Genomic DNA, 23,785 nt, shown 5'->3' with positions numbered 1-23,785 from the left:
GGAAGCCTTTTTATTGGATAGTTTCCGAGAATTGTATATTTGCCCAAATTATTCCCAATGAACATTCGCAAAGGCACTAAACAAGACATCTATTCGGTTTTAAATCTGATTAAAGAACTAGCGGTTTTTGAAAAAGAACCTGATGCAGTTGTGATTACAGTCGAAGATTTAGAACGTGATGGTTTTTCGGCAACTCCTTTGTTCCATACTTTTGTTGCCGAAGTTGATGCCAAAATTGTTGGTGTTGCACTCTATTATTACCGTTATTCTACCTGGAAAGGCAAAACCATCCATCTGGAAGATTTGATTGTAAATGAAAAAATGCGTGGAAAAGGTTTAGGGTTTGCCTTATATTCTGAAGTTTTGAAACAGGGAAAAAGAGACAATGTGAGAAGAGTGGAATGGAATGTCTTGGATTGGAACACACCGGCCATTGATTTTTATGAAAAATCGGGAGCTAAATTGCTAGAAACTTGGCGAGTGGTCCAAATGGACGAAAAGGGGATAGAAGAATTTTACAATCTAAATACCAAATAAATTCAGGTTCAGGAAAATCCTAATTCCTAAATCTAAAATCTAAAATCTAAAAATGAGAGTATTCAAATTTGGAGGTGCTTCTGTAAAAGATGCTGCCGGAGTGAGAAACGTGTATGACGTTCTTCAAAAAGTGGGTTATGAGGATGTATTGTTAGTGGTTTCCGCAATGGGAAAAACTACTAACGCATTGGAAGTGGTAATAAAGAATTATTTCGAAAAATCGAAAGAATTGCAAGCTTCAGTTCAGGAAGTCAAGAAGTATCACAACGAAATTTTGATGGATCTTTTTGAAGACGAAAGGCATGTTGTGTTTAAAAATGTGACTACCCTTTTTGCCGAATTAGAATATTTCCTCAACCATAATAAATCGCCAAATTACAACTTTGTTTATGATCAAATCGTGAGTTTCGGAGAATTGATTTCGACTACCATTTTGAGCCATTACATGAACTATCGCGAAATAAAAACCAACTGGATTGATGTTCGCGATTTCATAAAAACCGACAGTAACTACCGCGATGCAGGAGTAGATTGGGATTTGACACAGCAAAATATTTCGAAAAACGTAAAGCGAAAAGTGCTGAATGTTACCCAAGGATTTTTAGGTTCTGATGAAAATAATTTCACGACAACTTTAGGACGTGAAGGATCAGATTATACCGCTGCTATTTTTGCCTATTGCTTGAATGCCGAAAGTGTAACGATTTGGAAAGATGTTCCCGGAGTGATGAATGCAGATCCGAGATTTTTTGAAAATGCAACTTTGCTCAACCAGATTTCCTATCGTGAAGCGATCGAATTGGCTTTTTATGGCGCAACGGTTATTCACCCTAAAACCTTACAGCCATTAAGAAAAAAAGAAATTCCGTTGTTTGTAAAATCCTTTATAAATCCTGATTTACCAGGAACAAGCGTTAGCAAAGGTGCCGATCTAGAGCCACACTTGCCTTGTTTTATTGTGAAAAAAAGTCAATTATTAGTTTCGCTTTCTTCCATAAACTTCGATTTTATTATGGAAGAAAACATCAGTGAAATCTTCGGTTTGTTCCACAAATATAAAATGAAGGTAAGCTTGATTCAGAATTCTGCCATTAGTTTCTCCGTTTGTATCGAAGACAAATTTGGCAATTTTAATGAGCTAAAAAATATACTTTCTAAAAAATTCCAAGTTTCCTATAACGAGAATGTTTCGCTCTACACGATTCGCCATTTTGATGAAAAAGCTTCTCAGATGGTAGAAAAAAACAAAGAAGTTCTTTTGAAACAAGTCAGTCGAGAGACGATGCAAATTGTGACTAGGGAAGTATAATCCAAAAAAAATTAAACCACGTTAACAGCGTGGTTTTTTATTCTATGCATTAGAGGCTAAAGTCGCAAAGTTAATTTTAGGATTTTAAATACTACTTTTGGGCTTTTAGAGTTATCTATCTATGCTTAAAAAACTTCTTTTTTGTCTTGCAATTGGATTCTTTTCTGGCGTTAATGCCCAGGAAATCAATTCGCCCTACAAGACAAAAAAGATCTTTCCTTCTCGTGACACCATAAAAATTGACAGTGTAAGTATCAATCCGAGTTTTTTTAAAGTGATTGACCAAGCTGGCACTACCGTTGATACTTCCTTTTATAAGATAAACTTTCAAAAAGGAACTTTAGTTTTCAATGAAAATTATGCAGCTTCTGATACTCTAATTGTTCGTTTTTTCAAACTACCCAATTATCTTACCAAAGAATACAGCATTTACGACAAAAGCCGTGTTGTTAGCAACGATGCTTCTGGCGGTTTGTATAAGGTTTCACGTGATCCTGCAAAACGATTTGTTCCCTTTGATGGATTGAATACATCGGGCAGTATCACTCGTGGCGTTACCATCGGAAACAATCAAAATGCGGTTGTGAATTCGTCTTTGGATTTGCAGATTACAGGAAAAATTTCGGATAAGGTCAGCTTGAGGGCCTCCATTCAAGATACAAACATCCCACTGCAAGAAGGGGGTTATTCTCAAAAACTCGATGAATTCGACCAGATTTTCATTGAACTTTTCAGCGACAAATGGAACATTCGAGCTGGAGATTTATTTTTAGAAAACAGAAAGTCTAAGTTTTTAAATTTTAATAAGAAAGTACAAGGTTTGGCTGCCAATTTCACTTTTGGCGATGACGAAGCCAAAACAAATGTTTTTGCCTCGGCTGCTTTGGTTCGGGGACAATATGCCAAAAGTACTTTTGTCGGTCAGGAAGGCAATCAAGGTCCATATAAACTTCGTGGTCCAAATGGCGAATTGTTTATTCTCATCATTTCAGGTTCGGAAAGGGTTTTTGTAAACGGAATTTTGCTAAAACGTGGTGAGAATAATGATTACATTATCGATTACAATGCTGGAGAAATCATCTTTACATCACTTTTTCCGATTACTTCGGAGATGCGAATCAATATCGAATATCAATTCTCGGATCGAAATTATACCCGTTTTGTAACCTATGCTGGTGCGACTCACGAAAGAAAAAATTGGAGCATTGGCGGTTTTTTATATTCTGAAAATGATGTAAAGAATCAGCCTTTACAACAAAACTTATCTCCTGAACAAGCACAAATTTTGGCAAATGCTGGAGACAATCCCGATTTAATGACGGCTCCTTCTGCTTATGTCGACTCCTATTCTGAAAATAAAATCCTATACCGTAAGACTTTTTTTAATGGTGTAGAAATTTTTGAAGCTTCAACCAATCCAGATGAAGAATTGTACAACGTGAGGTTTTCGCTTGTTGGTGCCAAGATGGGAAACTATGAATTAGAAACCGTTACCGGAACAGGAAGAGTTTATAAATATATAGCCCCCGAAAATGGGGTTCCGAGAGGCGATTATGAACCCATCAGCCGATTGGTTCCGCCAACAAAAATCCAAATTGCTACCGTTTTGGGAAAATATAATCCATCAGAAAAAACAAATATTGATTTTGAAATCGGACTTAGCAATAACGACCAAAACTTATTTTCGTCCATTGATGATAGTGACAATCAAGGTCTGGCAGGAAAAATCAACGTCAAACAACGTTTACTTTCAAAAAAATGGCAGATTGATGCTTTTGCGAATTATCAATTTGTTCAGAAAGAGTTCAAAACAATTGAGCGTTTGTTTACCATAGAATTTGACCGTGATTGGAACCTGACCAACCCGACAGGCAACCAAAGCTTGTTGATTTCGGGAGCTTCGTTTACTTTACCAGAAAAAGGACAATTGACGTATCAATTTGAGAAACTCGATTTCTCGGATAGCTTTTCGGGAAATCGTCATGTGATCAACGGAAATTTCAAGTTAAAAAACTGGAGCTTTCAAAACAATGGAAGCTATTTGCAAAGCGACGGATCACTCTCGACATCGAAATTCTTGCGTAATCAAACCCAAACTCGATATCATTTCAAGAAAAATTGGGTTGGTGCTACGTTACGACTAGAAAACAATCAGGAAAAAATAAAAGCAACGAATTCTTTTTCGGCTTTAAGCCAAAAATTTACAGAATATGGAGCTTTCATAGGAAGAGGCGATTCTACGAAAGTATATGTCGAATTGGGCTATTTGAACCGAGTCAACGACAGTTTGCAAGATGGTTTCCTAAAACGCGTGAACACCTCAAATTCTTATTATTTGAAATCAAAACTGATTCAAAATGACAAAAGTGATTTGTCTCTATTTGTAAATTATCGAAAATTAAAATATGAAGATAAGGCTCGTGAAGATGAGCCTTCGTTGAATTCGAGATTGCTTTATAATACACGATTTTTTAATCAACTGATTCAACTTACAACGGCTTATGAAACCACTTCGGGACGAATTGCCCAACAGGAATTTTCGTATCTCGAGGTAGAACCCGGTCAAGGCGTTTATACTTGGAACGATTACAATGAGAATAGTATTCAGGAATTAGAAGAATTTGAAATTGCTCCGTTTCCCGATCAGGCAAAATATATTAGGGTCTATTTGCCAAATCAGGTGTTTTTGAAAACCCATCAAAATAAATTCTCACAATCGTTGACCTTGAATCCAACACAATGGCAAAATGAAAAAGGCATTAAGAAATTCCTGTCGTATTTTTACAACCAGACTTCTTATCTAACAGAAAGGAAAATTGAACGCAAAGGCAGTGATTTTGACTTTAATCCTTTTAGCTCAAATGATACTAATTTGTTAGGATTAAATTCGAGTTTCCGCAATAGTTTATTTTACAATCGTGGAAAGCAAAAACATTCTGTGACTTATACTTATCTTATCAACCGGGTTCGGAATTTGCTGTCGGTTGGTTCTCAAGAGAATAATAATAAATCGCACCAATTGCAATATGCACATTTGCTTCAAAAAAGTTGGCTGTTCGGGTTTGGTGGAAAAACAATCGAAACTACTCTTTTTTCTGAAAATTATGGTTCTAAGAACTATGAGTTGAAAGGTTATCAATTGGCTCCAAAAATTTCCTATCTTTTTTCAAAAAGCACCAGTTTGGATCTTTTTTATGAATTTCAGAACAAAGAAAACACCATTGGTACTTTAGAAACTTTGAAGCAGCAGCGATTTGGAACTTCATTTACCTATGTTAGCCAGAAACAATTCACGATGAACGGAGAGTTTTCGTTATATCAAAATAATTTTTCAGGAGATGTTTTGTCGCCCGTTGCTTTCCAGATGCTCGAAGGATTGCAAGCTGGCGAAAACCTCACGTGGCGTCTATTGGTACAAAAAAACCTGACACAATATTTAGACGTAAATATAAATTATCAAGGGCGAAAAAGTGAAACCAGTAATGCTATTCATACTGGGAATATACAACTCAGAGCTTTCTTTTAAAAAACACACCAAAAAGTAAATTTTTACTCATAAAAAAACACATAAGTATTAATAAATCAATAATAAACACATAAAAGTTTTGTCTCACAATTTTTTTTTTTACTTTTACGACCTATGAAAATTGAAATGAAGAAGTATATTTTAGTATTGGTTTTATTTTTGAACGTCGCCTTGGCGTTTGCTGATGATGATGGTGCTCCTCCTCCTCCAGATACAGATTGTGAGTGTTGTATTGGATTACCACCGGCAGAAGAATCCGATTGCTTGATAGCTTGTGAGGCTGATCCGGAACAAGACTATTGCGATACTGTAGTGCCTATAGATTCCAATATTTTGATTTTATTAGCTTTAGGTATTTCATTTGGAACATACACCTTCTATCAAATAAACAAAAAAAGACAATTTGAAAATTAATTCAAATTGTCTTTTTTTATTTAAAAACGGTTTTTATTTTCTACAAATCAAACTTAATTCCTTGTGCCAATGGCAAACTCGTCGTATAATTGATTGTATTAGTTTGTCTTCTCATATAAATTTTCCAAGCATCAGAACCTGATTCTCTACCTCCACCAGTTTCTTTTTCTCCACCAAAAGCACCACCAATTTCAGCACCAGAAGTTCCGATGTTAACATTGGCTATTCCACAATCTGAACCTTGAACTGAAAGAAAATATTCTGCCTCACGCAAATTATTGGTCATGATTGCAGATGAAAGTCCTTGAGCAACACCGTTTTGAACGTCCAAAGCATTTTCTACACCACCAGAATATTTCAACAAATATAAAACCGGTGCAAACGTTTCGTGCTGAACGATTTCAAAACTATTATCAGCTTCAGCAATTGCAGGTTTCACATAGCAACCACTTTCATAACCCTCGCCAGAAAGAACACCACCTTCAACCAATATTTTTCCGCCTTCGGCAACTACTTTTTCTAACGCTTTATTGTACATTTCAACTGCATGCATGTCAATTAGCGGTCCAACGTGATTATTTTGATCCAAAGGATTTCCGATTCTCAATTGCTTGTAAGCCGAAACAATCGCATCTTTTACCTTATCATAAATACTGTCGTGAATAATCAAACGACGAGTAGAAGTACATCTTTGTCCAGCAGTTCCAACCGCTCCAAAAACAGCACCAATAACCGTCATTTTGATATCAGCATCTGGAGTAACGATGATGGCGTTGTTTCCCCCCAATTCTAATAACGATTTACCTAAACGTCCTGCAACCGCTTGAGCCACGATTTTTCCCATACGGGTAGAACCTGTAGCTGAAACTAATGGCACTCTTTTATCCGCCGTCATCAATTCTCCAATTTTATAATCTCCGTTGATTAAACAAGAAATTCCTTCTGGAAGATTGTTTTCCTTTAAAACTTCTGCAATGATATTTTGGCAAGCAATTCCGCAAAGTGGTGTTTTTTCAGATGGTTTCCAGATGCAAACATCACCAGCAATCCAAGCCAAAGCCGTATTCCAAGCCCAAACGGCTACCGGAAAGTTAAATGCCGAAATAATCCCGACAACTCCAAGCGGATGATATTGTTCATACATTCTGTGTCCAGGACGTTCAGAGTGCATCGTCAAACCGTGCAACTGACGTGACAATCCAACAGCAAAATCACAGATGTCAATCATTTCCTGAACTTCTCCCAAACCTTCTTGCAAAGATTTTCCCATTTCATACGAAACCAATTTTCCTAAAGCATCTTTCTTTTGACGTAATTTTTCTCCAAACTGACGCACGATTTCTCCTCTTTGTGGAGCTGGCATCACGCGGAAAGTTTTGAAAGCTTCGGTTGCAGTTTGCATTGCTTTTTCGTAATCTGCTGCAGCTGATGTTTTTACTTTTCCAATTAATTGACCATCAACTGGTGAAAAACTTTCTAAAAGTTCCCCATTAGAAAACCAATTGTTTCCTGTTGATGTTCCTTCATTTATTTCTTTGATTCCTAATTCCTTCAAGGCTTCGGTCATACCGAACTGGTTTGCTATTGTTGCCATTTATAACTATTTTATGGTAAATTGTAATATTTTTTGCGAAGTTATGATTTTTGGATTAATTCTGCCAATTAAAAATACATTTTTGATAATATGGTTTTGCTAATTGAATTATGAGGAGCGAAGCTTTAGGGCATTTTAGGAAACCCATATTCCTGCTGGAGCCACTCGCTTTGCAACAGCTCTGACGGCAGTTGCAAGAGCTCAAACAATGTCTCCATCAGGGCTAGGAGGGAACTATTAGAACTTTTGGAAACTTCTCTAGCCCAGATTGAAGTGGAAAGCCCGGAAATAAAAAAAGCCAGTGTTTTTTGCTCCAAAAAAGCGACCAACGGTCCCGAAGTTTCGGGACTTTTTGGGGCTTAAAAACACGGCTTTTTTTTGTCCCGAAACTTCGGGATGTAACGGAAAGCTGGAATAGCTTCAAAAAAAAAAATTATTTCTTGATGGAATATCTCGGGTCAGCTTCCATCACGGTGCCGCATTTGTCGCAGGTTCTCAAATGTTCGGAGTTGTAGAAATGCTGGAAATGTGGCAGAAAATCCTTTTCAATATCATGTAGCTCAAAATAAACTTCATGCAATTTATGGTTACAGTTGTCGCAAAACCAAAGCAATCCATCTGTGAAACCTTTTCCAGCACGTTTCCTTTCGATTACCAATCCAATAGAGTTTTCTGAACGAACTGGAGAATGTGGGGTTTTGGCAGGATGCAGATACATATCCCCAGCCGTGAGTTCCATTTCTTTTCGTTCACCATTTTCCTGAACGATTACTTTTATCGCTCCTTCTAATTGATAGAATAATTCTTCGGTTTCGTTGTAATGGTAATCTTTTCGGGCATTTGGTCCGGCAACAACCATCACGATATAATCCTGGGAATCTACATATATATTTTTGTTACCAACAGGAGGTTTCAGGAGATGACGGTTTTCATCAATCCATTTATTGAGGTTGAAAGGTTTTGATAGTGGCATACTGATTATTTTAGAGCTAATTTACGGAAAATAAAAAAGGCTAGCATCTCGCTAACCTTTTATTTGTTCTTATTTTATTTCCTTTATCAGATAAATATAAACCGGAAAGTGATCACTATATCCTGGTTCACTTGGAGAATTTCGCAATGGATATCCCTTATATTGTCCGGAAGGGGTAATAAGGAATTGTTTGTTATAAATTCCAGCTTTCCAATAACGAAGTGAGGAATAATCGTTTCTGATTAATGACTCAGAAACCATAATTTGATCAAAAATATCACCTGAATCTCTGTAAAACAAACTTGCATTACCGTCTTTTGCCATTTGTTCAAAAGGATTGTAGATTCCAAATTTTTGAACTTCTGTCTTTTTCAACTTTGCTCCAATACCTTCTTTTACACTCTTATTATAGGCTCCATCATTCAAATCTCCCATAGTGATGATTTTAGCATCTGGATTGATTTTGAACAAAGAGTCCATTATCTTTCTGTTCAGTTTTCCAGCTGCTTCTCTATAAGGACTGCTTCTTTTTTCTCCACCTGAACGAGAGGGCCAGTGGTTTACAATTACATGAATTTCTTCTCCTTCAAGGATTCCGGTAACCAATAATTGATCACGAGTATAAACTCTTTTGCTTGTTGGATCTACTTCTGGTTTCTTCACGTCATCCGATTCATCATACTTATCGTTCTTTACCTCTTTCAATTGATCTTTATAAATGTAAAGCGGAATGTTTTTATAGCTTGTTGGCTTAAAATATTTTTTTTGATATAAAAAACCAACGTCAATTCCTCTGGCATCTGGTGAATCAAAATGCACAATCCCGTAGTCTTTTGACGCCAATTGAGGATTTTTCACAAGATCTTCCAACACGCTTCTATTCTCAACTTCACAAACACCAATTAAAGTTGGCGCTTCCTTTTGTTGATCATTAGTTCCAATTATCGGTAATACTTTTCCAAGATTGTTTAGTTTCTTTTTATACTTTGATGATGTCCAACCATTACTTGGGAGGTATTCTTCATCAAAATTAGGCCCTTTAACTGTGTCAAAAAGATTTTCCACATTATAGAATGCAACCGTATGCACTTTATACTTTTTTTCTTGTGCATTGACTGTAATCATTGAGACAAAGGCAATTAAAACGGCTACTGAATTTTTAACGCTCATACTTAGATATATTAATTTATCATGAAGTTTAACATAAACTTGGGTGCAAAAGTAAATAATATTAATTTAAAATGTAACTTTGCCGCCGTTAAGAAATGATTATTTTAACAAAACGGATTAATCTTAAATTTATTTATGAAAAAACTTGTAATTAGTATTCTGTTTGTGATGCAAGTAGTTTTTGGATGGTCTCAAGACAAAACAACCAGTATCACTGGTAAAGTTGTAGATTCTAAAACACAAAAGCCTCTAGAAAATGTAGTCACAACAATTCAAAACACAACATCTACCCAGATGACAAATGCCCAGGGTATTTTTGTTTTTGAAAATGTAGTTGTAGGAAATCAAATGCTGGAAATCACCAGTACGGGTTATTCTCGACAAATTTTAGCCCTTGAAGTTAGCGAAGGGACTACTTTGGATTTAGGTGTTATTGTTTTGGAGGAAGATATTACCTCAGAACAGCAATTGAGCTTGATTACCATTACTGAAAATGATTTGGGTGATGACAACAGTGGTTCAGAGAGTACTTCTGGGTTGCTTCAAGCAACAAGAGATGTATTTAATCAGGCAGCGGCATTTAATTTTGGACAAGCACGTTTCAGAATTAGAGGTTTAGATAATGAATATGGCAAAACCATGATTAACGGTATGCCAATGGACAAAATTTATGACGGAAGACCACAATGGGGTAACTGGGGTGGTTTGAATGATGCTACAAGAAATCAGGAATTCACAAACGGATCTGCGCCATCGGATTATACTTTTGGAGGAATTCTTGGAACTCAAGAAATCAATACAAGGGCTTCTATTTACAGACCTGGGACTAGAATTTCATTCTCAGGAACTAACACCAACTACAATTGGAGAGCGATGGCTACTCATGCTTCAGGAATGGACAAAAACGGTTGGGCTTATGTAATTTCTGCTTCAAGACGTTGGGCTGTAGAAGGTCACTTTGAGGGAACTGATTATAGTGCAAATTCATTTTTTGCAAGTGTTGAGAAAAAAATCAGCGAAAGCCACAGTTTGAATCTTACTACAATTTATGCTCAAAACAGTAGAGGTAAAAACTCTCCAAATAGCGAAGAAGTAAATGATTTAGCTGGAATAAAATATAATTCATATTGGGGATGGCAAGATGGCAAAAAGAGAAATTCAAGAGACAAAGATCTTGAAGAACCAATCTTAATTTTAAGCCATTATTGGAAAATCAACGAAAAAACAAACTTAAACACAAACGTATCCTACCAATTTGGAAAAATAGGGAATAGTCGTTTTGATTTTAATGGTGCCAACAATCCTGATCCTACCTATTATAGAAACCTTCCAAGTTACTATTCAACTATGCATGATGATTTTGGGGACTATATTGGCAATACTCCTCAAAACTTAGCAAACGCTGCAGCGTCTAGAGAAACTTTTTTGGCAAATAGACAAGTGAATTGGGATGCTATTTATGATGCAAACGTAAACAATGGTGGTGAATCTACTACCATTCTTTATGAAGATAGAACAGATGACAAATTGTTTTCTGCAAATTCAATATTAGCTTCTCAACTATCAGATAATATCATCCTGAATGCTGGAGGAACTTATAGAAAATTGAAATCTGAGAATTTCCAAAATGTTTTGGATTTATTAGGAGGCCAATATTATAATGATGTAGATCAATTTTTCGCAGGTGATCAATCGCAACCAAACTTGCTAACACCAAATAGACAAGTTGGCGAAGGAGATCGTTATGGATACAATTATATTATGACGGCTGATGTCTTGGATGCATTTACGCAATTCAAGTTCTCATACAATAAAGTTGATTTCTATTTGGCACAAAACTTCTCTAAATCGGTTTACCAAAGAGAAGGTTTATACCAAAATGGTATTTATCCAACCAACTCTTTTGGAAAAAGCAAATCATTAACTTTTGAAAACTTTGGTTTCAAAGGGGGATTGACTTACAAAATCACAGGACGTCATTTATTGGATTTCAATGCAATTTATATGACAAATGCTCCAACGATGCGAAACACTTTTCCAAACGCACGTTTGAACAATACTGTAGTAGCTGATATTAAAAACGAAAACATTCAGAGTTTAGACGCAAGTTATATCATCAGAATGCCAAAATTGAAAGCTAGAATAACAGGTTATTATTCTAAAATACAAGATGCTACTGACATCGGATTCTTCTATTCTGAAGGAGTTGGTGTTGTGAACGAAGCTGGAGAGTTATTAAATTCTACTGGAAATGCTTTCGTTGCCGAAATTGTAACTGGTATCAATAGAAAAAACATTGGTGGAGAATTAGGTTTGGAATACCAACTAACCTCTACTCTTAAAGTGACTGGTGCTGCTGCTTACGGACAATATACTTTCGACAATAATCCAAATGTAAAATTAAGCGTTGATAATGTTCAACGAGTAATTGATTATGGAGAAGCTAGCATGAAGGATTATAAACAAGCTGGTACACCTCAACAAGCCTATTCGGTAGGTTTAGAATATAGAGATCCAAAATTCTGGTGGATTGGTGCTAATGCAAACTACCTTGCCGATAACTACGTAGATATTTCGCCACTATTGAGAACTTCAAATTTCTATACAGACCCTACAGATCCTCAAGGCCTACCGTTTTATGGTGCAACTGAAGAAGAAGGTAGAAAATTGTTGAAACAAGAAAAGTTTGATCCAATTACTTTAGTTAACTTAGTAGGGGGAAAATCTTGGAGAATTAGCAACAAAAACAGAAACACAGTTGGTTTCTTTGCTTCGATAAACAATGTTTTTGATGTAGAGTACAAAACAGGTGGATTTGAACAAGCTCGTAACGCAAATTTCCAACAATTGCAACAAGATATGCAAGGACCCGCACGTTCCTTTGGACCTAAATATTTCTATGGATATGGCAGAACTTACTTTCTTAATTTTTACTTCAATTTCTAATAAAAATTTTATATAAAATAAATAATATGAAAACAAATTTTTTAAAATCAATCCTTTTCTTCGTTTTAACAGCAGGAATTCTTACTAGCTGTGTGAACGATGATGATTATAGCACTCCAAGTCTTGAAGATTTTGACTGTATTGCTGCTGATTCCTTAGTTGCTACGAAAACAGTAAAGCAAATTATTGAAGGAGCTACGGCTTTACCGGTACAATATACAGCTGATGATATAATCGAAGCTTATGTGGTATCAAGCGACAAAGGAGGAAACTTCTTTAAAACAATGCATTTGCAAACTAAAGACAGTGCCGCTTTCACTGTTTCATTAGACCTTGCAAATTATGCTACTCATTTTCAAGCAGGAAGAAGAGTTTTTATCAAGCTAAAAGACCGTTATATACAAATTAAAGATGGTGGATTATTAATTGGTGAATTAGACGGAAACTCTATCTTCAGAATTCCAGCTCCTCTTGTTAAAACATCTATTTTAAGAACTTGCGAATTAGCAGAAGATGATGAGCAATTCGTTCGTAGAATTTCTATCGAAGATGCTATTGGAAGTAACGAATATTTAAATATGCTTGTAGAATTTGATAGCGTACAATTTACTTCAAATGCCGTTGGACAACCTTATCACCTTCCTGCTAATGGAAATTCTGGAACAAACCATACAATTACAGATATGAATGGAAAAACAATTATCGTAAGATCTACTAGTTTTTCTAAATATGCTGTTAAACCTGTCCCTGAAAACAGTGGAAAAATTAGAGGTATATTGACACGCTTTGGTACAACATACCAATTTACACCACGTTATGAATCTGATATTATGTTGACTGAACCAAGATTTCATGTAAACACTTATGTAGGTGGTACAGATATTCAGTATTTAGGATCATTTACAGAAAATTTCGAGAGCTACCCAATTACAAATCCTCTTTTTACTGCATTTCCAAAATACATTAATGACTATATTTCAAATTCTAGATATTGGCAGCTAAAACAGTTCCCTTCAGGAACAGGAAATAAATTTATAGAAATGACTGCATTTGCTGGAACAGGTAATCCAGGAGTAGAAGGAAAAACTTATTTCTTTGTCCCTGTTGATTTTACTGCTGCAAATACATTTTCTTTTACTAAACAATTTAGATTTATGGCAGGTGAAGCTCTAAAAGTATATTATGTGACTTCTGAAAATTACACAGCTGGTGGTGCAATAAATATTAATAATTTTATTAATATCACTAGTAGTTTTACAGGACTTACATATCCTGCTACTGGACAATCGCAAAATACTTTCACAACTGCTGGAACTTATACTATTCCTGCATCTTTAACTGGAAATGGTTTCTTTGTTTTTGAGTATACGGGAAGTACTACAGTTACTACAACAGTTCAAGTTGACGATATTACAGTAAACTAATATCAAATCATATATTCTAAAAAGACCGTCCTAACCGACGGTCTTTTTTTATGCCCAAAACTTTAACAGCCCACAAAATATCTTGACTTAACTTTAAGAACCATCGTGCTTAACTCTGTAACTATGAAAAATATCAAACTAAGCGTGCTCGATCAGTCGCAAGTTCGTCGGAATGGAACTACAAGACAAGCTCTTGAAGAATCTGGAGAATTGATTCAATTGGCAGAAAAATTAGGCTATACCCGCTATTGGGTTTCCGAACATCATAACTTTAAAATGGTAGCTGGAACCGCTCCAGAAGTACTCATCCCCTATCTGGCATCCAAAACAAAAACCATAAAAGTAGGTTCGGGCGGAATAATGCTACCCAATCACAGCTCCCTGAAGGTTGCAGAGAATTTCGGGTTGCTCGAAACCTTGTTCCCTACAAGGATCGACCTCGGAATTGGTAGAGCTCCAGGTGGCGACAGGCTTTCGTCTCATTTATTAAATCCTTCCAATACTTTTAGTGAAAAAGAATTTTTTCAGCAACTCATCGATCTTCAAGCCTTCCTTCGCCATGAAGAAACACCCGACACGGTTCATGAAAAAGTAAAATCCTATCCAAGTCCTGAAGAACTCCCTGCTTTATGGTTATTAACCTCAAGCGGCGGAAGTGCACAATTTGCTGCACATTTCGGCATGGCGCTTTCCTTTGCTCAATTCATTAATCCTGAAGGTGGTCCTGAAACCGCCGATTTCTATCGGCATAATTTCAAGCCTTCCCCTGAGCTAAAAGAACCAAAAGTAAACGTAGGTATTTTTGCATTCTGTTCAGAAGACGAACAAAAGGTGAAGGATTGGATCACCGAATTCGACTATAGAATGCTCCATATAGAATCTGGTGCTTCGGGCGATTTGCCTTCATTTGAAGAGATCAAGAACTTCAACTATTCGCTACAGCAAAAAGCAAGAATCACTTATAATAGAGGAAGATTTATTGCGGGAACACCTGAGAGGCTTAAAGTCGAAATTGAAAAGATTGCCGAAAAATATGAAACCGATGAAGTCATGATCGCTACCATTGCCGAAGATTTTGAGGATCGGAAGAAATCCTATGAATTGCTTGCCGATTTATTTCTAAAACCATGACATCAAATCCGTTTAAAATTCTTAAAACGGATTTTTTTAATTATTTTTCTATCCATAAATTTTGCATTCCAAAATATCTTAAATTAGCAATAACAATTGTGAAAACATGAGTCCAGAACAAGAAAATTTATGGCTCCAAATTAAGAATTTTGAATTGGATGACCCCAATTCATCGTTATCCTTCAGCGACAGGCTTTCCAGAGAAAATGGTTGGACGATAGAATACTCCTTAAGATGCATTGAAGAATATAAAAAATTCATGATGCTGATTTGTAGTGCCACTCATCCACTCACACCTTCTGACCAAGTCGATCAAGTTTGGCATCTCCATCTTCTTTATACAGAATCCTATTGGATCGACTTTTGCCAAAACATACTCAACCGACAAATACATCACGGCCCAACAAAAGGTGGCCAAAAAGAGAACACAAAGTTTACGGATTGGTATTTAAAAACAAAAAATCTCTATCAGGCTACTTTTAAAAATATTCCTCCTCCAGATATCTGGCCTTCTTCGGATATACGATTTAAAAATACCAATTTCCAAAGAATCGATATAAATAATACTTGGATCATTACTAAACCTGATTTCTTAAAAAAATGACACATCTATCAAAGTTTACTCCAGCAGAATTGTTCTTCCTTTTGAGAAAAGAAAGAAGAAGATACTTGAAGGAATTATTAAAAGTGACCTTTTTGGATTTATTACTCAAACAAATATTAGTCATCACTGAAGTCGAAAAAGAAGTAGGCAGAACAACACAAATATATAGATATGTTGAAGATGGTAGACGATTTTTTGGCTATCGACCATTGGATCACGAAGCAATTTTTATAGACCCCTTCAGGAAAGACAATGATATCCGAATTCTTTTCCAGAGTATGGTTAAGATAGGATTTCAAAACGCAAAGAATTTTTCACATTACAAGGCAATCATTATTAATCGTCTGATAAGCACAGGACACATCAGCCAAAATATATTCCAACAAATTTTTGGCTTGTATTCGCTTACAAATCAAGGTTTGGATATCGAATCAAAAATTCGCACCGAAATCCACCAGCTAGAAAAAGAACTCCCAACTCTTATAAAATCGACTGATGAAAGGGCGACAGAAATCCTAAAAACCATAAATGGCAATGTTTTTTTAATTGATAACATCAGAATGGATTTGATAGACTATATCAACAAAGCCTTTTTAGCCACGACAAAAGAAGACAAGCAAGATGGTGATTATGGCTTTGCCTGTTCTCACTATTATGGATTTTCTGATTCTTTTGATAATAGTTGGGAGAGTTCAGGTAGTTCTGGATGTGGAGGTGATAGCGGATGCAGTGGATGTGGAGGTTGTGGGGGTGATTGAAACATAAAAAAACTTTACAAAAACACTACAACCAGGGTTTTCGGGAAATGAAAGCAATTTATATTTTTAATTTTAGCCTCCAATAAAATTAAAATACATGAAATCCATTTTCAAGACACTCTTTTTCGTAGCACTTATTTCACTTTCAGGTTGCAGCAAGAAGCTAAACGAGGCAACCGAGACAACTTCAAAACAAAAAACGTCGGTAGATTTTTGGCTGACAACCGGAGACAAATCAGCTTTGCTGGAAAAACAAAATCCGCTAGTCTTTGGCGAAAGCCAGAACAACAATCCCACTATAAAACTCAACCCTTCGAAGACCTTTCAGTCCATGGACGGTTTTGGCTATTGCCTAAATGGTGGTAGTGCACAATTGATTTCGAAGATGGACACGGCTAGTAGAAACTCCCTGTTACAAGAGCTTTTTTCCACAACGGGCACGAACATCGGGATCAGTGTTTTACGATTGAGCATTGGAGCATCTGACTTGGACGACCGTGTTTTTTCGTATAATGATTTGCCCTTCGGCGAAATTGATCCTCAACTCAAGCAGTTTAGTCTGGCACATGACCACAGGACGGGTCTCATCCCACTTCTAAAACAAATCCTAGCCATCAACCCGAAGATACAAATCATCGCCTCACCATGGTCGGCCCCTACTTGGATGAAAACCAATAATAACACCAAAGGCGGAAGCTTGAAGCCTGAATATTATGAAGCGTATGCCAACTATTTTGTGAAGTACATTCAGGAAATGAAAAAGGAAGGCATCACGATTGATGGCATCACGATCCAAAACGAACCGCTGCATCCAGGAAACAATCCGAGCATGTATATGGAGGCAAAAGATCAGGCCGTTTTTATCAAGAACAACCTTGGTCCTGCCTTCAAAAGAGCCCAACTCAACACTAAGATTATAGTATATGATCACAACTGTGACAAACCCGAATATCCTTTGGAAATCCTCAATGATCCAGAAGCCAATGCCTTTGTAGATGGCTCTGCCTTTCATCTCTATGGAGGTAAAATAACCGCCATGTCAACTGTTCACGATGCTTATCCTAACAAGAATATCTATTTTACTGAACAATGGACGGGAGGACCGGGTAATTTTCCTGAAGACTTGAAGTGGAACATCGAAAACCTCATCATTGGAGCACCACAAAACTGGGCGAAGCACGTTTTGCAATGGAACCTAGCTGCAGATCCTTTATATGACCCGCACACGGATCAAGGTGGTTGTACTTCCTGTATGGGAGCCATCACGATTGATGGCTCAAAGGTTACTCGGAATATCGCTTATTATGTAATGGGACATGCTGCGAAATTCGTCCGACCCGGATCAGTTCGGATAGAGAGTACAGCAGTTGCCAATCTTCCAAATGTGGCCTACACGACACCCGATGGAAAACAAGTGCTTATTGTTTTGAATACAAACAGTACTACTCAGCAATTTACTATTCAAAACAAAAATAAAACTGTAACGGCGGTACTACAAGCTGGTGCTACGGGAACATTTATATGGTAAAACCTCCTAAACACTTGTAACCACCATTTGAACAGAAGCAAATGGTGGTTATTTTATTTTGTAAAACCCTTTTTCTATAACTCGATATACTACTTTATACCCTGAAACATTTGTATTATACAATATTGGTGTATTATACTGTTCTGAAACATTTATTTTAAACCATATTAATGCACTAACCTATCTTGAAGCATTTGTTTTAGAATATATTAATGTACTAACATGCCTTAAAACATTTGTTTTAAATCCTATTGATAAACTAACCTTCCATCAAACATTTGTTTCAGACTATGCTGATGTACCAACCTACACCAAAACGATTTTGAAAAAGGCATAATAGCTCTATTACTAAGGTATTTCGGGAGCAAAATAGATATAGCATAATCCCCTACTGTCTCGTTTTGATAGGAATTAAATACAATAAAATCGTAAATGACCAGAAAAAAATATAAAATATAAAAATACCGACTCATATCTGATAAAATCACAAAAATTGAAATAACACCCCCTAAAAATATCAATACGTTTTAAATAATAAATACATTTTTTATAATTTTACCCCTAAATAAAAAGGGTATAACATAAAAATATATAGTTATGAAAATAGAAAAACGCTGGGTAATTTCGTTTATCATCATCAGTATCGTTTCCATAACGGGTTTATTATGGCCTGATGCAGTAGCCACTCCTAAGATAATTTCGCAGTTTGGAACCGTCGAACAAATTGTTCCTGCTGATGTTGCGTGGTTGCTAACCGCCTCATGCCTTGTCCTATTGATGACACCGGGACTGTCCTTCTTTTATGGCGGAATGGTGGGTAAAAAAAATGTGATCTCGACCATGTTGCAAAGCTTTGTATGTCTCGGTGTGGTTTGCCTTCTCTGGGTTACAGTTGGGTTTAGTTTGGCTTTTGGAGATCCTGTTGGTTTTCATATTGGAGATGGATTCTATAGTATCATAGGCGATCCTACTTCCTATGCCTTTTTCGACCATGTGAATGTATTGCCTCATAACAAGATGGCATCTACAATCCCTTTTATATTATTCGCTTTGTTCCAGATGAAGTTTGCCGTCATCACGCCAGCTATCATTACGGGTTCCTTTGCTGAAAGAGTCCGTTTTATATCTTACCTCCTATTCATTTGTTTGTTCACGCTCTTGATTTATGCACCTCTTTGTCATGCTGTATGGCATCCCAACGGAATTTTAGGCACTTACTTTGGTGTGAAGGATTTCGCAGGCGGAACGGTGGTACACATGAGTGCTGGGTTTGCAGCATTAGCAGGAGCTTTAGTGCTAGGAAAAAGAAAAAACAGCAAGCACATCCCCACAAACATCCCCTTTGTACTACTAGGAACAGGAATGCTTTGGTTTGGATGGTTTGGATTCAATGCAGGTTCTGCCCTTGCGGCAAATGGTACTGCAGCAATGGCCTTTGCTACTACCACTACCGCTTCTGCAGCCGCCATGCTAACATGGGTGTTTTTTGACCGATTGCATGGCCGAAAAGTATCGGCACTTGGAGCTTGTATCGGAGCCGTTGTTGGGCTCGTGGCCATCACACCTGCCGCCGGATTTATCACGATTCCCCAAAGTATGTTCTTCGGGTTTATAACCGCTATTGTTTCAAACAAGGTGCTGTATTCAAAAGCCATGAAAAAAATCGACGATACCCTAGATGTATTTGCTTGTCATGGTGTTGGCGGAATTATGGGGATGATCCTAACAGCAATTTTTGCTCAAGGCGAAAATGCAAGCCTCGTGCATGGCGGATGGAATGTTTTTGGTCACCACATGATGGCCTTGGTGCTGGTATCAGTGTTTACGTTTTTGGGATCATTACTGTTGTTCAAGGTAACTAACTTTTTTATTCCGCTTCGTGTCTCTGAAGAGTCGGAACATATTGGTCTTGATATTTCGCAACACGACGAGACACTCGACCCTCATAAAGATGCCGCATTGCACAACCCCATGCTGGAGCTCGTTAAAGCAACCGAATCCCAAGTCTCGTGAGGTTTAGCAAAAGTTGATTGTATCAACACAGGTCCTATTCTAAAAATAAATCTTTTGGCGTATGCCATATAAAAATTCTTTATTTTCGTAGCAAAACCTTTTACTATGAAAAAAATTATTGTCGTAATACTAGTAGCTACCACTTTTATTTCCTGCAAAACCTATCAAACTACACCTAACAACGAGCAAATAATTGAGGAAACACTAGAAAAGTGGCATAAGGCTGCCGCCGAAGCAAAATTTGACAACTACTTTTCATTAATGACCGATGATGCTATTTTTATCGGGACCGACCCTACAGAAAACTGGGACAGAAAAGCATTTGAAAGCTATTCCAAACCACATTTTGACAAAGGAAAAGCATGGTATTTCACCACAATCGAACGAAATATCTTTATAGATGAAAGCGGCAAAATCGCTTGGTTTGATGAGTTGTTGGATACCCAAATGAAAATATGCCGTGGATCAGGTATCCTGAGAAAAGAAAATGGCGAATGGAAAATTGCCCATTATGTGTTGTCCATTACAATACCAAACGACAATACGAATGAAGTTGTCAAGCAAAAAACTAAATTTGACGACGCCTTAATCAACACCCTGAAAGCAAAAAAATAAAGCACCATAACCTTCCCTAAATTAGAACTCCAAGCATTCATTTGTTTGGAGTTTTTTGTTGATTTAGGGTTATTGTATTCTAAATGTATTATTTAGAAAAAATATAAATAGGCAGCTTTAATACTTTTTTAAGAACTGTTTAAAAACCAAAGCCTTTTTGTATTCGTAAATTTAATTTAAACCGATAAAATCAAAGCTATGAAAATTCACAAAAGCATTAAAATAGCGGCAATAAGTATTGTTTCTATTTTTCTAATCTTGTTTACGGTACTTGTTGTACATATCGTTACGGCAAAACCAGTACAATATGACAATGCAACCATGCAAATTAGCCGTATTGACTTTAAGGAGCCAATAGATTCGCTCAAGGCAAAAGAAATTCACAGGAACATGAAGAGTATTGCGGGAGTAAAAAACCCAAAAGTATTTCCAGAAAAGAATGTAGTGGTGTATTATCATGACATTAAAACCGTGAATTCAGAACAAGTGTTTGCGCAACTGATGGCAAAAGGAAACTACAAGGCTGAGAGGCTAGTAATCCCAGTAGATATTGCATCCAAAGGAGTTTGTCCTGTAATGGATGAAAGCAGTTTTAAGTATAAGTTTTCCAGAGGAATAAAAAGAATTTTTAATTAACTATAAATACCTTTATTATGAAAAAGTTTTCAAAATTCGCGCTTTGCGCCATGACCATTGGAGCGGGTGTTTTCGCTGTCTCGTGTGACGGTGATGCCGATAGCCCAACTCCTGTTCCACCAGCAGAATTAACACTGTATGAAAAACTAGGCGGAACTACTAAGGTTGCTGACCCTAACAATCCTGGACAAATGATCGAACAGGGTCGTTTGAGCTACCGTTCAGTTGTAGATTCTACTATTACCTTAATTGTTGCTGATATTGTAGCAGGAAGCAATGGCAATTTAGGAGCTCACTTTGCTCCAATTGTTGGTGAAGTTTCAAATGGAAATGCAACCAATGTAGCTGTTTTAAGTAAGAACCTTACGGATTTTTTCTCAGCCAATACTGGAGGAGGAGACACTAATACGTATTCTGGTTTAGGAATGGTTGAAGCACACGATCCTGCACAAAACCCAAGAATGGGTACTAAAGCAAATGATGCAGATTATACTAAATTTATAGGATATGTAGGAGCTGCCGCTGGATTAAACGGTGTTACAGACCAAGCCTTGATTGGTGATGTAGTAGCCGTTTTAGAATCTTTGAGAGATCCTATCGTTCAAGAATAAGTTCCCCTGAGTTAGTTTTGAAGAAAAACGCCATTCATGATTAGAATGGCGTTTTTTATGTTTAGGACAAATGCTCCAGCATGTCTTGAGTCATCGAATCCAAATCAAATTTGTGGTTCCAGCCCCAATCTTCTCGTGCACTACTATCGTCAATACTAGCTGGCCAACTGTCGGCTATTTTTTGACGGAAGTCTGGATTGTATGTAATTGTGAAATCTGGAATATGCTTCGTGATTTCGGCAGCAATTTCCGTTGGCGTGAAACTCATTGCCGCTAAATTATAGGACGAACGGATCTTGATCGCTTCAACAGGAGCCTGCATGATTTGGATGGTCGCGTTAATGGCATCGTCCATATACATCATGGGCATCTTCGTTTCTGACGAAAGGAAACATTCATATTTTTTGTCGCTCAAGGCTTTGTGGTAGATATCCACAGCATAATCTGTAGTACCGCCACCAGGAGGCGAAGACCAGCTAATTAATCCCGGATAACGAATACTTCTCACATCGACACCAAAGATATTATGGTAATACTCACACCATCTTTCACCAGATTGTTTGCTGATGCCATAAACCGTTGAAGGTTCCATGATGGTATATTGAGGGGTATTTTCCTTTGGAGTCGTAGGTCCGAAAACAGCGATACTCGAAGGCCAAAAGATCTTTTTTATTTTTCCGGCTTTCGCCAAATTCAAGACGTGGAAAAGCGAATTCATATTCAAATCCCATGCAAATGCAGGATTTTTTTCGGCTGTAGCCGATAGTAAAGCTGCCATCAAGTAAACATCTGTGATTTGATGCTTTTCGACAAGGTGTTCGATTTGATTGAAATCCAACGCGTTTACTACCTCGAAAGGTCCTGAATTGACAACGTCGGTATTTAGTTTTCTAATATCGGAAGCAATTACGTTTTCGGTGCCATAAATGGATCGAAGCTTTTGGGTAAGCTCGGTTCCAATTTGACCACAGGCTCCGATGATTAATATTTTAGTACTCATTTGAGGTGTTGTTTAGTGACGCAAAGATAACGTTTTCGCAAAATATCTTCTTTCCAGAATTACTTTTTTGAAAGGTTTTTATAAATGTAACAGAATCGTTTTGACAAGTGCTACTTTTCAAGAAAGATTAATAGAAGCCTAAAGTTTTTATCCTAGCCCTGACAGGAGGGAAAATCCTTTTTATTTTTTTTCTTTAAAAAAATAAAAAGATTTGGAAGGATGGCAGGAATATGGATTATTTTAAAACCTAGCCTTTCGCTCCTAAAAACAAAACAACATTCGTTAATAATTCTTAATAGACAACTTATAATTGGGAATTCATCTTTAACTTTGTGGTTCTAAAACGCTTTTGATGAAAATTAAGTTGTATTATATTTTTTTGCTGATGGTTATCGGGGTTTCGTGTCAGGATGATGAGGCAAAACGTGAAACGGCACGAGTGAAAAATCTGGAAAAAAGAGAACAGGTTTTTGAAACGATTAGTAAAAACTGGAACTTTAGCGAAAGGCCAATGAATAGCGAAACCCAAACATGGGTTAGCAATTGGGAAGAATGGAAGGGCTTTTTGACCGAATTGAAACAGAAACCTAAAAGTTCGATTGGTGCTTTCAAGAAAAAATCGAAAACGCTGTCACAAAAGGTGTTTTATCTTAATGCAAATATTCCTCCGAAGTTTAACAATCCCCAAGTAAAAAGCAGGATTTCGATTTTGACGACTCAAATAAATTCGTTGGATTTGTATATGAATTTGGATAATATTCCGGCTAATAAAGTGGTGACTTTGGTTCCTGAAATCAATACTGCTATAGCTTCGTTGCAACTTCAATTTGAAGAAATTGTGCGGAAAGATAAAATTCCGATGGAACAAGGAGAGTCGGACATGATTCGAATGCTCGATACTACACGAGCGATTCCATCGGCTCCAATTAACAAAACTGTGCCGAAAAATTGAGCAAAGCATCGACAACCTTACAGAACCGCTACGACAAATCGCCC

At 36.9% G+C, this 23,785-nt stretch carries 19 protein-coding genes; 15 read left to right on the top strand and 4 right to left on the bottom strand.

All coding sequences use genetic code 11. The annotated features are described in order from the left end of the window. The first annotated feature begins 57 nt into the window (after nt 1–57). The 4 genes from G508_RS0102875 (at nt 58) to G508_RS0102860 (ending at nt 5,786) form a co-directional block, all read left to right on the top strand. Nucleotides 58–537 carry a GNAT family N-acetyltransferase gene (locus tag G508_RS0102875; RefSeq protein WP_026703914.1) on the top strand — a complete coding sequence of 160 codons (480 nt, stop codon included), beginning with the start codon at nt 58–60 and terminating at the stop codon, nt 535–537. Between the two features lie 52 nt (nt 538–589). After that, entirely contained in the window at nt 590–1,846 is a 1,257-nt protein-coding gene (locus tag G508_RS0102870; protein WP_026703913.1) for an aspartate kinase, read from the top strand. Nucleotides 1,847–1,967: 121 nt separating this feature from the next. Continuing rightward, the gene (locus G508_RS0102865; protein WP_026703912.1) at nt 1,968–5,372 is read left to right on the top strand and encodes a hypothetical protein; all 3,405 of its coding nucleotides are present in this window, start codon (nt 1,968–1,970) and stop codon (nt 5,370–5,372) included. 126 nt (nt 5,373–5,498) lie between these two features. Beyond that, nucleotides 5,499–5,786, top strand: coding sequence for a hypothetical protein (locus tag G508_RS0102860; protein ID WP_157485861.1), 288 nt, complete (start codon nt 5,499–5,501; stop codon nt 5,784–5,786). 40 nt (nt 5,787–5,826) lie between these two features. On the opposite strand, the gene amaB is transcribed toward G508_RS0102860, so the two are convergent. The 3 genes from amaB to G508_RS0102840 all read right to left on the bottom strand — a co-directional run bounded on the left by amaB (nt 5,827) and on the right by G508_RS0102840 (nt 9,523). Continuing rightward, nucleotides 5,827–7,380 carry an L-piperidine-6-carboxylate dehydrogenase gene (amaB, locus tag G508_RS0102855; RefSeq protein WP_026703910.1) on the bottom strand — a complete coding sequence of 518 codons (1,554 nt, stop codon included), beginning with the start codon at nt 7,378–7,380 and terminating at the stop codon, nt 5,827–5,829. 433 nt (nt 7,381–7,813) lie between these two features. Next, a complete protein-coding gene (locus G508_RS0102845) occupies nt 7,814–8,353 on the bottom strand; it encodes a 3-hydroxyanthranilate 3,4-dioxygenase (RefSeq protein ID WP_026703908.1) in 540 nt (179 codons plus the stop codon). 69 nt (nt 8,354–8,422) lie between these two features. Continuing rightward, complete coding sequence (locus tag G508_RS0102840) at nt 8,423–9,523, bottom strand: endonuclease/exonuclease/phosphatase family protein (protein WP_026703907.1); 1,101 nt, start codon at nt 9,521–9,523, stop codon at nt 8,423–8,425. A 135-nt stretch (nt 9,524–9,658) separates the two neighbouring features. Between G508_RS0102840 and G508_RS0102835 the strand changes: the two genes are divergently transcribed. The 10 genes from G508_RS0102835 to G508_RS0102790 all read left to right on the top strand — a co-directional run bounded on the left by G508_RS0102835 (nt 9,659) and on the right by G508_RS0102790 (nt 21,789). Beyond that, nucleotides 9,659–12,469, top strand: a complete 2,811-nt coding sequence (locus G508_RS0102835; protein WP_026703906.1) for a carboxypeptidase-like regulatory domain-containing protein — start codon at nt 9,659–9,661, stop codon at nt 12,467–12,469. Nucleotides 12,470–12,495: 26 nt separating this feature from the next. Continuing rightward, the gene (locus tag G508_RS0102830; protein WP_035693848.1) at nt 12,496–13,893 is read left to right on the top strand and encodes a DUF5689 domain-containing protein; all 1,398 of its coding nucleotides are present in this window, start codon (nt 12,496–12,498) and stop codon (nt 13,891–13,893) included. 123 nt (nt 13,894–14,016) lie between these two features. Then, a complete protein-coding gene (locus tag G508_RS0102825) occupies nt 14,017–15,024 on the top strand; it encodes an LLM class flavin-dependent oxidoreductase (protein WP_035693845.1) in 1,008 nt (335 codons plus the stop codon). 106 nt (nt 15,025–15,130) lie between these two features. Continuing rightward, a complete protein-coding gene (locus tag G508_RS0102820; RefSeq protein ID WP_026703903.1) occupies nt 15,131–15,628 on the top strand; it encodes a glycine-rich domain-containing protein in 498 nt (165 codons plus the stop codon). Continuing rightward, a complete protein-coding gene (locus G508_RS0102815; protein WP_026703902.1) occupies nt 15,625–16,386 on the top strand; it encodes a hypothetical protein in 762 nt (253 codons plus the stop codon). Before G508_RS0102820 ends, G508_RS0102815 begins: the two co-directional genes overlap by 4 nt. 97 nt (nt 16,387–16,483) lie before the next feature. After that, nucleotides 16,484–17,914 carry a glycoside hydrolase family 30 protein gene (locus tag G508_RS0102810; RefSeq protein ID WP_026703901.1) on the top strand — a complete coding sequence of 477 codons (1,431 nt, stop codon included), beginning with the start codon at nt 16,484–16,486 and terminating at the stop codon, nt 17,912–17,914. A gap of 597 nt (nt 17,915–18,511) precedes the next feature. Next, nucleotides 18,512–19,927, top strand: coding sequence for an ammonium transporter (locus tag G508_RS18470; RefSeq protein WP_084625905.1), 1,416 nt, complete (start codon nt 18,512–18,514; stop codon nt 19,925–19,927). A 105-nt stretch (nt 19,928–20,032) separates the two neighbouring features. After that, the gene (locus tag G508_RS0102800) at nt 20,033–20,542 is read left to right on the top strand and encodes a nuclear transport factor 2 family protein (RefSeq protein ID WP_026703900.1); all 510 of its coding nucleotides are present in this window, start codon (nt 20,033–20,035) and stop codon (nt 20,540–20,542) included. A 198-nt stretch (nt 20,543–20,740) separates the two neighbouring features. Next, nucleotides 20,741–21,178, top strand: a complete 438-nt coding sequence (locus G508_RS0102795; RefSeq protein ID WP_026703899.1) for a hypothetical protein — start codon at nt 20,741–20,743, stop codon at nt 21,176–21,178. 17 nt (nt 21,179–21,195) lie between these two features. Beyond that, nucleotides 21,196–21,789, top strand: coding sequence for a globin family protein (locus G508_RS0102790; protein ID WP_026703898.1), 594 nt, complete (start codon nt 21,196–21,198; stop codon nt 21,787–21,789). A 61-nt stretch (nt 21,790–21,850) separates the two neighbouring features. Here G508_RS0102790 and G508_RS0102785 read toward each other — a convergent pair whose 3' ends face one another. After that, the gene (locus G508_RS0102785; RefSeq protein WP_026703897.1) at nt 21,851–22,789 is read right to left on the bottom strand and encodes an L-threonine 3-dehydrogenase; all 939 of its coding nucleotides are present in this window, start codon (nt 22,787–22,789) and stop codon (nt 21,851–21,853) included. Nucleotides 22,790–23,141: 352 nt separating this feature from the next. Here G508_RS0102785 and G508_RS0102780 point away from each other — a divergent pair, with 352 nt between their 5' ends. Then, nucleotides 23,142–23,741, top strand: coding sequence for a hypothetical protein (locus tag G508_RS0102780; RefSeq protein WP_026703896.1), 600 nt, complete (start codon nt 23,142–23,144; stop codon nt 23,739–23,741). The last annotated feature ends 44 nt before the right edge of the window (nt 23,742–23,785 follow it).

It is taken from the genome of Flavobacterium soli DSM 19725 (assembly GCF_000422705.1).
GTDB classification, from domain to species: domain Bacteria; phylum Bacteroidota; class Bacteroidia; order Flavobacteriales; family Flavobacteriaceae; genus Flavobacterium; species Flavobacterium soli.
The sequence above is the reverse complement of the archived record's forward strand: the minus strand, read 5'-3'. Positions and strand labels throughout refer to the sequence as shown.